General features: G+C 42.9%; 8 protein-coding genes. 2 read left to right on the top strand and 6 right to left on the bottom strand.

Going from position 1 to position 12,157, the window contains the following annotated elements; genetic code table 11:
• The 3 genes from PLL47_RS13175 to glpX form a co-directional block, all read right to left on the bottom strand.
• Nucleotides 1–3,404: hypothetical protein (locus tag PLL47_RS13175; RefSeq protein ID WP_324446824.1), on the bottom strand; the 3,404-nt coding region annotated here is incomplete at its 3' end.
• A gap of 279 nt (nt 3,405–3,683) precedes the next feature.
• A complete protein-coding gene (locus tag PLL47_RS13180) occupies nt 3,684–4,988 on the bottom strand; it encodes a tRNA (N(6)-L-threonylcarbamoyladenosine(37)-C(2))-methylthiotransferase (protein ID WP_324446826.1) in 1,305 nt (434 codons plus the stop codon).
• 263 nt (nt 4,989–5,251) lie between these two features.
• A complete protein-coding gene (gene glpX, locus PLL47_RS13185; protein ID WP_324446828.1) occupies nt 5,252–6,340 on the bottom strand; it encodes a class II fructose-bisphosphatase in 1,089 nt (362 codons plus the stop codon).
• 283 nt (nt 6,341–6,623) lie between these two features.
• Here glpX and PLL47_RS13190 point away from each other — a divergent pair, with 283 nt between their 5' ends.
• Nucleotides 6,624–7,361, top strand: a complete 738-nt coding sequence (locus PLL47_RS13190; RefSeq protein WP_324446830.1) for a type 1 glutamine amidotransferase — start codon at nt 6,624–6,626, stop codon at nt 7,359–7,361.
• A 114-nt stretch (nt 7,362–7,475) separates the two neighbouring features.
• On the opposite strand, the gene cgi121 is transcribed toward PLL47_RS13190, so the two are convergent.
• Nucleotides 7,476–8,000, bottom strand: a complete 525-nt coding sequence (cgi121, locus tag PLL47_RS13195; protein ID WP_324446832.1) for a KEOPS complex subunit Cgi121 — start codon at nt 7,998–8,000, stop codon at nt 7,476–7,478.
• Between the two features lie 229 nt (nt 8,001–8,229).
• Between cgi121 and PLL47_RS13200 the strand changes: the two genes are divergently transcribed.
• Nucleotides 8,230–10,773 (top strand): PAS domain S-box protein, encoded by a 2,544-nt coding sequence (locus PLL47_RS13200; protein ID WP_324446834.1) that lies wholly within the window; start codon nt 8,230–8,232, stop codon nt 10,771–10,773.
• A gap of 93 nt (nt 10,774–10,866) precedes the next feature.
• On the opposite strand, the gene PLL47_RS13205 is transcribed toward PLL47_RS13200, so the two are convergent.
• A complete protein-coding gene (locus PLL47_RS13205) occupies nt 10,867–11,394 on the bottom strand; it encodes an SRPBCC family protein (protein ID WP_324446836.1) in 528 nt (175 codons plus the stop codon).
• Between the two features lie 190 nt (nt 11,395–11,584).
• Nucleotides 11,585–12,070 (bottom strand): hydrogenase maturation protease, encoded by a 486-nt coding sequence (locus tag PLL47_RS13210; protein WP_324446838.1) that lies wholly within the window; start codon nt 12,068–12,070, stop codon nt 11,585–11,587.
• Between the last annotated feature and the right edge of the window lie 87 nt (nt 12,071–12,157).

Below are 12,157 nucleotides of genomic sequence, written 5' to 3' on the forward strand. Positions count from 1 at the left end.
ATCCAGCCCGAAACAACAGGATTTGAACTTACCTCGGAGGCGACCTCTTCAATAATCTGAAGCCTCATTTCCCTGGCATAAACCAGATTCAGGTTGTAGACTTCTGTATTAAGGCGGGCTGTGTCTAAAGAAACTCCCTGTTCGCTCAGGTTCTGCTCCAGAAGATCAACTTCGGTGTTCAGCGTGGAAATGCTCTGGCTGATCTGCTGCGATGTTTCGGTTTTTACATATTCTCCGCTTGAAGAGATTGCATCGGCAATTTCTTCGGAGATATTGGTTGTGAAAATGCAGGTGTTTCGAACGCCGAGAGGATAAGTGACCCTACCCCTTGAATCTGTCAGTTCATATTCATCCCTGAGATCAAAATCCGGGTCGTGGTAGAGGTAGTTTGGCTTCTGGTCAACGATCAGGGTCAGGTTTTCAGTCCAGTTGTATTTGTTTTCGGGCTGGCCTGTAACAGTCATTGTTGATATAATGCCCATTTCCTGCCCAAGTGCAGAAGCAGCTCTCTCCATTGCAGGGTTATCAAAAAGGGTCATTGGACCTGAAGTTACACTGTCAAAAGAATCTGTAATCAGTCCTTTTTCCTCAAGGGCATCGAGGATATAGGAGTTAAGGCTGGAGTCCAGTTTCTCGTTTTTCTCCTCAATATCTTTGAGAAGCCTGTTGTAGGCTTCGTTTCTTGCAATGTAACGAGCAGAATCACTTGAAGTATACATCTTCCCGGCGGAGGTGAGATGCTGTTTTTTGTTAACATAGGTTTCCCGGCTTGCTTCAAGGTTATGAATGAGTTTTTCGGCAGTAGCCACCTGAAGGTCTGTCGGGTCCTGACCTGGAGATTCGAGGAGAGAGTAATTGAACGTTGGGTTGTCCCTTTCAATGGCATCAAGCATTGCCAGCACCTCTTCAGCCATTACCTTATGCAGCCATGGAGGGATATCGCAGACAACTCCACGTTGGGGGAGATATTTTCCATCAGGGTAAGCCCAGAATGCGCTTTCGATTGCCCTGAGATCCACATAAGCAGCCCGGTATTTGTCTGCAGCGTCGGAACAGCAGGGATCAAATCTTTCTGCACCGGCTGTGAGAAAAGTTGTGGTTCTGTATTCCCTTTCTATCAGGTCAGTGTAGGTTGATATTCCTTTATAGCCGCCTGTGGGTGGTCGCTGGTGATAGACTACTGTCAGGTTTTCGGACTCGGTCTCGGAGTGGGACAGGGATTCAGAATCGGCTTTACTTAAAGTTTCAGAGTCCGAGCCGCTTGATGTGGCATAATGTGCTTCTATGGATGTGGTACCGTCAGCATGATGGTTGACTGTGTGCCAGACGTATGTGTATGTATAGTCGTAATTAATAGCCCACGTTGTCCTTATGGTATAATAAATATCATAGCGAATGCCCCAATCAAAGGTATGGTCCTCTCTGCTGAGATAACCGTCATCGGTCCTGTACTCGGCAACGAGCAGGTCATTAGCCCTGTACTCGTAATGGGGCTCAACCCTTACATTGGCTATCTCCACGGAACTTAATCTAACAGAAGCGTCCGTAATATACCAGCTTTTTAGCTTTCCTTTTGGTGGGTCAATTTCAGGGTCCATGGTTTTAGAATAGGAGTTTGTAACAGATTGACTCCAGGAATAAGAGGACACACGTGACCCCGCATGCGTGCCCGAGGCAAAATAATCAGAGTCCCAGCTGACAGTGTGACCGCTGTATGAAACCGAATCCCGGTCAAAATCCTCTGTGATTGTTGAAGCCAGAGGATCAGGAGAACTGAAGCCGTCCCTCAGAATCTGTCCCTGAACCGGAGCTGTATAAACACTTTTTGTAACAGCGTGGATAAGGTCAGGGTTTTCCTCTGCCCATACATGGTCGTTGAAAACCCAGCCGTCAATGACCCCGTCTGTATAATCCGAGGCTGAAACTTCTATTTCCGAATATTCGGAAAGATTATCGTAGGAAGTGTTTGCTTCCACAAGGGATTCCTCTATTCCTTCTTCCACATCCAGGGAAAAAGACCTGTTTGCTGCAAGAGAAGAATAAGCAGTCGTGAGGTTCACGCCCTCGTCCGTTTCATATGAGGATAAAGAGGTGTTTGAGCTGGTTGAGTTAGGCAAAGTTGAGTTCTTCAAGCCTGAACCCTCCTCCGGGCTACTGGAAGCACAGACGTCTTCATACAGGACTTTTCCGTTGTAGAAAGTTGTGTATGTAAGTGCCATGGGATCAACCGAGTCAAAGACCTTTTTCTGCGTGTAAAGCGTTGCTCCGTTGACAGAGCTTGCAAGAGAAGGATTTGTCAGGATATTCAATGGACCGTTTGCGTAGTGCTGCCAGGGACCGTAGATGAATGTCCTCAGATTTGTTGCCCCGAGAACGATATTGGAAGTTGAGTCCAGGCTTGAAGATGTACCGAGAGCAGTTTCATATTCTCTCACAAGTTCTTCAAGCAAAGGTTCCCTTGAGGTGACGAGAGTGGAGAGGTTCATACTCATATTGTATGTTTCTCCGGATTCGAGGTCCACAAGGGTGTAATTCAAAACAGGGATTTCGAAGATATAGTAAATAGTGTAGGTTTTGTCAGAGGGGGAAATTTCCCGCTCTAAAGTCCCGTTAACTTTTCTTATCTTTATCTGTTCGGGTTCTATGTCAGGTTCGACATTTATAGCAAATTCCATGAATGTATGGCTGTTGCCCTGATAGTTTGCCGAAAGCAGCTGGTTAAAAGCTTCTGCCGTAATGTCCTTTATTGGGCTTGCTTCAATCCGGAACCAGTCCGAAGCTTTGAGTTCATCCCCATAATAGAGTTCAATAGATGCATAGCCGGATTTAGAGTTTTCCGGGACTTCCACATATTCATAAAAGGAAACTTTTTGAAGAAAACCAGTAGCCTGCCCATAGTTCACACGTTTTAATTGCTGGCCGGAAGAATCATTTACGACCAGGATGACATCCCTGTTTTTCCATAAAGATTCGACTCTGCCCCAGACATCGGATGGCAGATTTATGGAGATTTGAAGATTGTCTCCCTTCTCAAGGTTCTGGTTTTGCGGAGTTGCCATGAAGTTATCTTCAGATAACCTCTCGACCGGAGATCCTTCAGGAATAATTACTGGATGTTCGCCCTGCCATTCAAGAGCTTCCATTCCTGCATAGTTAAGGCAGCGTGCAAGGTCAGATGAGGCGAGGTTTATAACTGTCTGCCTGGGGTCGCTTTTCTCTGTAGTATAGATTGTTTCGGCAACCTCGCTGTCCATTTTCATAAGGTAGACAGACGTAAAGGTTGCAAAGAGGACAATGAAAATCCCTATTACGGCGTAAGGAATGTAGGCGCTGGTATCCTGAAAAAACCAGGAACATTTAAAAAAAGAAGATTTGAGAGATCGTTTCCCGGCTATATGTCTCACCTCAAAAATAGAAGATTGAAAAGAATTAGAAAACAAAAGTAAAAAATATTACAGAGTTTCGTGCATAAATAGTTTACTTTATATTGGAAAATAATATAAATAAAAATAAAAGATAGATAGATAAAAAACGAAGAGAACGTAAAGAAAAGATCAAAGAAAAGAAAATCAAAGAAAAGAAAATCATCTCTCTTTATTTGCAATCTTAAAATTATCTCTCTTTATTCGTTATCATTTACGGATCTATCATTTACAGATCAGTGTTTTCGAATATACCCGCCTTTAGCCGATAATTCTACCAAGGAAATAACCGGGCTTTGCACCCGTAATTTCCACTTCAGCATATTCACCGGGCTTAAGGTCTGAGCCGCTGACCACAACCGGACGGTAAGAGTCCGTACGTGTGAGGACGTCCCCGATCTCCGTATATTTCGAGACAAAGACTCTGCCTTTCCAGCCAATCATTTCGTTCTTGGACTCGATCTTTATCTGCTCACAGACTTTATGCAGCCTGTGTGAGCGCTGTACGGAAATACGGGAATCGAGATTCCGGAAAGAAAATGCTCTTGTGTGCGGTCGGGGAGAGTATCTGGAAATATTGATCTTTTCAGGACGGTACTTTTTTACCCACTCAACGGTTTCTTCAAAGTCCTCATCGGTTTCATCACAGAAACCGACAATTATGTCTGTAAAGAGGGAAAAGTCTTCAAAGCGGGCACGGAATTTCGTAATAATTTCGTCCACAGCGTCCATTTTATGCAGGCGGTTCATTTTTTTCAGGACAGAGTGGGAAGCTGACTGGATGGGGAGATGGAGAAGTTTGAAAATCTTATCCGAGTCAAAAGCATCCACCAGGTCGTCCAGAATAGGGAGGACTGAGAAGGGATTCATCATGCCGACCCTTACCTTGAAATCACCAGGAATCTCCGAGATCATGCGCAGGAGCTCGGGGAGTTTAACGCCTGTATCCATACCGTACTGGCTATCATCCTGGGACGTTAGCCAGATCTCCCTGCAGCCGTCTGCAACTGCAGAGCGGATATCTGCGATGATCTCTTCAGGCGGAAAAGAGCGGAGCTTGCCCCTTGCATGCTTTACTATACAATAAGAGCAGGCGAAATTGCAGCCCTGGGATATCTGGCAGATATGAATATTTGGATTTGAGCGGTCTCGCGGGACATTGAGAAAACCCAAGGGCTCGGAAGTCCGGATTTCCAGGTGTTCTCCTCCAAGACCGGCCTTTTTTCTCTGTTCTATTGAGGAAAGAAGATCACCAAGACGAGAAACCGCATTTACACCAAGAATATGGGCTTCGGGATTTGCATGAAGGATATCTTCAAGCTGTACTTCGGGCATGCAGCCTGAAACAATCACCTGTACGCCTTTCTCGCCCATGATGCGGATCTTGTAAAGGATTTTCTGTTCTGTTGTGTATTTCACCGTGCAGGAGTTGCAGATGTAGACATCTGCCTGCCCGGCATTATCAGGGCTTAATAGTTCATGCCCGAGCATCTCAACGCTCGCTTTCATAACCTCGGCTGATGCCTGGCTTGCGGAACAGCCAAAACTCTCAAGATAAACCTTCATATTCCCTTCACACTTTGACCTGATACTTTAACATTAACAGTTCATTAACTCCTGATTGATACCTTAACTCAACAATTGACCTGACAGCTCAATTTTATGCCCCGAATTAACAGGTCGATTCTTTTCAGTTTGCCCTGATATTGATCTGATATTTATAATTAATGCCCATAATTCATATTTTCCGGTTAAGTTCAAAATAATCGACCTGTACAGGTCTGTTTTTCAAAAAAGGTTAAAAATAAAAAAATAGAAGGTAAAAAGGATTACAGGTAGAGGGGATTCTCCTGCTTATCCTTGATGTAAATGCTGTCTGTAAACCTGACCGCTCCGGACGAGCCCATGGAAATCGTGTGTACTCTTGCATCTCCTCCGCCAAAGAGATGGGTTTCGCGCAGGAAGTGGCCCGGAGTGACGGCTGTCGCAGAAAAAATTACATCCTTTCCCGGAACAAGCCTGTCTGTATCAAGGATATCATTAAGGTTCTCAAGGGTGATTCCCATCTTTTCGAGCCTGGACATCTTTTCCTTTATTTCTTCATCGATCTTGTCCTGACTTTTTCCGTTTGCAACAGTTGGCAGGACAAGCCTTGCAAGGATTTTCCCGCCCAGGATCTTGATTGCAGCAGCCGTCAGGACGGCCTCTCCAGAGCCCCCCGCCCCCATAACCATATGGACGCCTGAGCCGCGGATCGCAGTTGCAACACCCGGCATGAGATCTCCGTCAGTAACCAGCCTTACACGGGCTCCGGCTTTCCGGATTTCGTCGATCTTCTGGGCATGCCTGGGGCGATCCAGAATCACGACCACCAGTTCTTCAACACTTCTACCGAGTGCTTTTGCAACAATTTCGAGGTTGTGTCTGACAGGAGCATCAAGATCAATCTTTTCATTGGGGTGCTCCATTTCATAACGCACAACATCCGGACCGACGACTATCTTGTCCATGTAAATGTCAGGTCCGTGGAAGATCCCTCCCCGTTCAGCCATTGCCATAACAGCAACCGAACCCGGGCAGCCGTCGGCACAAAGGTTTGTGCCTTCCAGGGGGTCAACTGCAATATCAACTTCAAGGTCTCCAACACCCGTCCCGACCTCTTCACCGATATAAAGCATAGGGGCTTCGTCCCTTTCTCCTTCCCCTATCTTTATTATGCCTTTCATGTCAAGTTTGTTTAGCATTCTTCTCATGGAGGCAACTGCTACCTGGTCGGCAAAGTGTTTGTCCCCACGTCCCATCTGGTAGGCTGCCGCAATTGCAGCAGCTTCGGTTACATGAATGAGCCTTGGAAGTAACTGATATTCAATCGGCCCGGCGCACTCAAACATCTCTTCTACTGTCTTTGGATGAGGCATGATAATCGACTCTTATTTCCTGCTTCCTGATAATAGCCCGATAATAACTGATAATAATAATTCTTTTCTGGCTTTTCCCTTTGTTTGTTAATGTGACCTGTTAACACAACAGGATATTAATATCTATTGGAAGAGTTCAGATACAGAGATCTCATTGAGTTTTATTAAGCAGTCACATTTATATAAAAATACCTTTGATTATCGGGAAAAACCTCTGTTTTCGAAAAGGTAAAACCTTCAGAAAGCTAAACCTTTATCACACTCGTAACTGAAGTGAAAAAACATGAAAATCCATTGCCTTCAGCACCTGAAAAACGATACGCTTGGAAATATAGGGACATGGATATCCCTGAAAGGGCACAGGCTTACAAAAACCCTGCTTTATGAAGAACCTGTCTTTCCCGATCCTGAAGAGTTTGATATGCTCCTTATAATGGGGGGCACCATGAGTGTTTATCAGGAAGAAGAGTTTCCATGGCTGAGACCTGAAAAAGAATTTGCAAAAAAGGTAATAAATGCAGGAAAACCAGTGCTTGGAAGCTGTTTTGGGGCACAATTGATTGCAGAGGTTCTGGGAGGAAAAGTCACCAGAAACAGGTTCAAAGAAATAGGCTGGCACAGGGTAAAAGCCCTGGCAGGGGAAAACAAGAAAGGAGAAAATGCAAATCACGAGAGAGAAATTATCTCAGAGCTTCCTTCAGGCTTATTTCCCGAGTTTACAGCATTCATGTGGCATGGAGACACCTTTGAAATTCCCGTAGGCGCAGTAAGGCTTTTCGAAAGCGAAGCCTGTAGAAACCAGGGCTTTAGCTACGGAAAGAACGTTCTGGGGCTGCAGTTTCACCCTGAAGCCGACAGGCAGTGGATAGAAAACCTGATAGAAGATTCGGGGCATGAGCTTGTTAAAGGGAAATACATCCAGTCAGAAGAGCAAATATTTAAACACGAGAACTTTCTTGAAGATTCCCGAAAAATTGCTTTTTCCCTGATGGACTGGTTTGAGAAAAAGTGTGAAAATTGAAGTGAAAGTGAAGAACTGGAAATAAAAATCAGGATTTAAACAGTTCAGAAGATCCGGATATTAATTTCATCCTTTTTTAACTGAATTTGCTTAACCTGTTTTCAAATTAAATCCTCATTTTACAAAATTTGCAAGCGCTACCCTCTCGATCACGAGTTCAGGTATATGTTCTTCTCCTGAAGCTTCTATTTCTTCATCTGTAATTCCAAAGAGAGAAAGGATTCCTTTTCGTTTAGAACCTGAATAAGCAAGCAGTTCAGAACATGGTTTTTCTTTGATAAGCTTCTGGAGCTCGGAATAAGCAATAAGCAAATCATCCATTTTTCCAAGCAGCACAAAAACCGCATTATTTTCCCCTTCATGCAGCCCTATGGAAAAACTCCTTTCAATCTGCCTCTCTCCGGCTGCATAGCGCATGATCTCTACACCGGGATCTTTTGCCACGTTACTGCCTGATGCGACAGCCCTGAGAGCCTTCCCCACTGCAAAATGAAGATGCTTTTCACCTGCAATCAGGTCAGCGTTCAGACCCTGAATGGTTACTTTGTTTCCGGAAGCGATTATGTTGATTTGTTTTAGAAAAGCTGGAAGGTCCGCAATTCTCACCGCTCCGCAAATAACCTTGATTTCCCTTTGCATTTCCATACTCCTGCCATATCCCGGGCTTTACAATAAGGATTTCGGTTGATGAAAGTGTATGATAAAATGAGCAGGTATTCAGAACCCGATATAAAAGTTTTTATTCTTCCAATGTGTAAACTTAGTGACTAATAAAATTAATAGAGTACTTATATATAAATTACAAAAGTTAATAAGATATTTTACACTAAAAAAGTTCAGAGAACTCGGTTCTTCTGTTTCCGGGAAGGTGTTAAATATTCATAAGAAAAAAGTCAAGTCAGAGCTCTGTTTCTGTTCGACTATTCCATCCAGCGGTCTTACTGCAGTTTATAATGAAGCAGAAGAAAGAACAGAACTGATAGCAGCTTATATTAAAGCAGGCCTGCAACAAAACGAGCGCTGCATCTGGCTTGTCCCGGACTCTCAAAGCGCGGAATTAGCAAAAAATTTACTTTCAAACTCAGAGCTGGATATCAAAAGATGTATGGAAAAATCCAGACTTAAAATAATTACCCTGCAGGAAACAGATACCCTTTCAGAAAAACAGCCAGAAATTTCGGGGATCTATTTTAACTGGGAAGCAGGAAACCCACAGAAAGAGATTATTAAATTCATCCATGCAGGAAACTGGCAATACCTGCGCATCAATCTTGAAATCAGGGTCTTCGGAAAGCCAATTTCCAGTTCTCTTAAGGAACTGAGGCGCATTCTTGCTGAGAACATGCCTGAAAAGAAAATCAGGCCTCTCTTTCTGATAAGAGAAGAAGACCTTTCCGCTGAGGAAGTTTTCAACCTTATAGAAGCCGGAGAAAAACTGATAATTAAAAGAGATGGAAAATGGAAGTTCCTTAAAATAAAACAAGAAAGCCAGGATAAAAAATTTAAGACCCTACTTGAGAGTTCAGCTGACTCTATCCTTATACATGATATGAACGGCAGGGTTCTGGAAGCAAACCACATAGCCTGTGAAATCTTCGGATATACCCGCAGCAAAATGCTCGGAAAGCACATAAAGGATTTAAGGACCAATATCCACCTTACCGAGTTCGGGCAACAGATAGAGAAGCTAAAAGAGACAGGATATTTTACTTTTGAAATGGACTCACTTAGGAGAGATGGCACGGTCATTCCTCAAGAAATAAATAACAGGTTAATTGAATACGATGGAGAAACAGCCGTACTATCTATAGGCAGAGATATTAGCGAACGCAGAAGAACTGAAAAAGCCCTGAAAGATTCCGAAAGAAAATACCGCATGCTTTTTGAAGAATTCCCCGACGGAATCGCCCAGCTTGATAAATATGGAACTATCATCGTATGCAACGAAAAGTTTGAAAACTTTACAGGCAGTCATGAGAACGAAAAACTCATTTTCAATTTGCTGAGCCCTTCAGAAGAGAGCAAAACAAAAGAAAAAAGCTTTGCATGCCTCCCTGAAGTTCCTGTACATTGCGATATAAAATATATTTCCAGCCTTGAAAACAAAAATATACCTGCTGAGATAACTTATAAGCCTCTGATTTCGGAAAATTCCCGATTTAACGGCGGCATTATTCTTGTAGAGGATCTAAGCGAGGTAAAGAGGCTGGAAGCGGTACGGCTTCAGCAGACAGAATCTCTACGAAAACTGGTGGATTCAATACCTGCACCTGCATTTTGTAAAGACAGAAATGGAGTATATATTGCCTGCAATAAGGGTTTTGAAACCCTTATGGGACTGAAAAAACAGGACGTTATCGGAAAGTCTATCAATGATATTCTCTCTCCTGAAATTGCCGAAAAATACCATACAATGGACATCGAAATGGTGAAACATAAAAGAAACCAGATCTATGAGACCTCTTTGAAATCCCCTGACGGCTCAATGCACCAGGTAATGCTTAATAAGTTCATATTCAGCGGCGTGACAGAAGAAGACTCGGTTCTCCTCGGAATTATGATCGACATAACCGAGAGGAAGCAGGCTGAAGAGAAAATGCTTCAGGCAAAAATGGCTGCTGAAGCCGCAAACAGAGCAAAAACCACATTTATTGTCAATATGAGCCACGAACTGAGGACTCCGCTGAACGCAGTCATAGGGTTTTCGGAACTCCTTTTAAGTGAAACTGTCGGCCCCCTTAATGAGAAACAAAAAAGATACACTGAAAACATTTCAAAAAGTGGGAACCATCTTCTTGATGTCATCAATGATGTGCTGGACATCTCAAGGCTTGAACTCGGAAATATTGAGCTATACTACGAAACAGTGGACATACCCGGCGTGATCGAAGAAGTTCAGAGAGTGCTCTCTCCCCTCTCAGCTGAGAAAAATATCAGTATAGAATCGAATATTGAAAAGGACCTGAAAACCATAATTGCTGACAGGGTAAAAATAAAACAGATCCTTTACAATATTTTAAACAATGCTATCAAATTCTCATCCGAAAACGGGAAAGTAAACATTTCTGCAGAGCTTAAGGAAGACACTGTTGAGATCAGTATAAAGGATGAAGGTATTGGCATTCACGAATCTGATTATGAAAGAGTTTTCCACCCATTTGTACAGATTGATGAGTCCATATCCAGAAAATATGGAGGTGTAGGGCTCGGGCTTGCACTTGTCAAAAGGTTTGTCGAACTCCACGGTGGAAAAGTGTGGGTTGACGCCATTCCGGGAAAGGGCAGTACATTCACCTTTAGAATTCCAAAAAAACCTGAAAACAAAGCTCAGGAAAACGTAAACTCCGTGAAAGTGTCTTATGACCTTGAAATTGAAAGAGAAGAAGAAAAAGTCAGAGAAGAAATAAATTAGGTAGTTTGAACTAAAGAATACAAAAACGAAGGGAAAGAAAGAGAGTAATGAAAAGAAAAAAACAGAAAAAATATGGAGATAACACTTCCTTTTTTAATTCTCCCGCTCAGCACGCTCTTTAAGCGCCTGGTTCATCTCTCCAAAGCTGCTCCTGGTATCTTCAAGTAATTTCGTAAAAAACGGGACCAATAGCCCGTTAAATTCCTCGTGCTGAATTAAACGCACACTATTCTCATTCAGTGGTTCAATAATAAAGCTGTGCTTGCCGTCAAATATTCCAGGAATTAACAGGTGACCCAGCCAGCGTAATTCTTTACCAGGCTCCACTGCAAGGACAGTGGGGCGGAATGGCATCGTATGGTTTCCCAGATGCATCTGAGCTGATATCCTGTTACCCTGACCGGCAGGTCCGTCAATTTTACGGATAAATGGGTTCCACTGCTGGTATGATTTAAAATCAATAAGTACCTGCCATACCCTGGAAGCTGGTGCGTTAATGACGATTTCACTGTGAATCTCCTTCCTGGTAATTGATGTGTTTGCAGCAATTAATGTCGCTATGTAAAAAATTGATGCCAATAAGAAAGCCCGGAATATCTTGCGAATAATGAATTTTGACATTCATTATGCCCCCTCTGATTAAGATATAAAATCTATCCATTCTATTTAAGGAAGCTCTTTTGTGGAAAAAACCAAGAAATGAAAGCAGTATTAAGAATCAATAAAAGACTGTGAATGGACGTAAAAAATGAATGGACGTAAAATAGTTACGAAAAAAGATTAAAAATAAATTAGTAGAATAATAAAAAGATTAAACTGAGGATGAAATCTCTTCTCTTATAAGCTTTATAGCCTCATCTACACCTTTAAGGACATCAGGGCTTATTTCTGTGGAAGCTTCAGTAATTATAGTTCCTATTTCTATCCCTATAACCACAATTTCCGGCAGAGTCTGAACCTGTTCTCCGATCATCAATACATCCGTAACTGTCAGATCGTGTACTGATATAAGAGGATGAAACTCAGCACCTTTTAGCAGATCTTTACCATCAATGCGGTGAACAGTACCCATGGGGCTGTTTGCCAGAATCGCATCCACTATAATGACTTTCCTGGCGTCATCGAGAAGGTTTAAAAGATCAAGTCCGCAGACTCCTGCGTCCACGAGATCAACGCCCTCAAGTTCTTCAAGTTCCATATTTTGGAGAACTTCAATAACTTTCAGGCCAACGCCGTCATTTCCCATAATCGGGCTTCCGAAGCCCAGGATACGGATAGGAGCATGTAATATAGACATATTCTCACTTGATTAAAAGGTGTACAGGTTTTAGAATATGCCTATATTACCTTTTCCAGTTAATATTTTGCTTTAACAGCTTTATTA

It is taken from the genome of Methanosarcina sp., from assembly GCF_035390745.1.
GTDB lineage: Archaea > Halobacteriota > Methanosarcinia > Methanosarcinales > Methanosarcinaceae > Methanosarcina.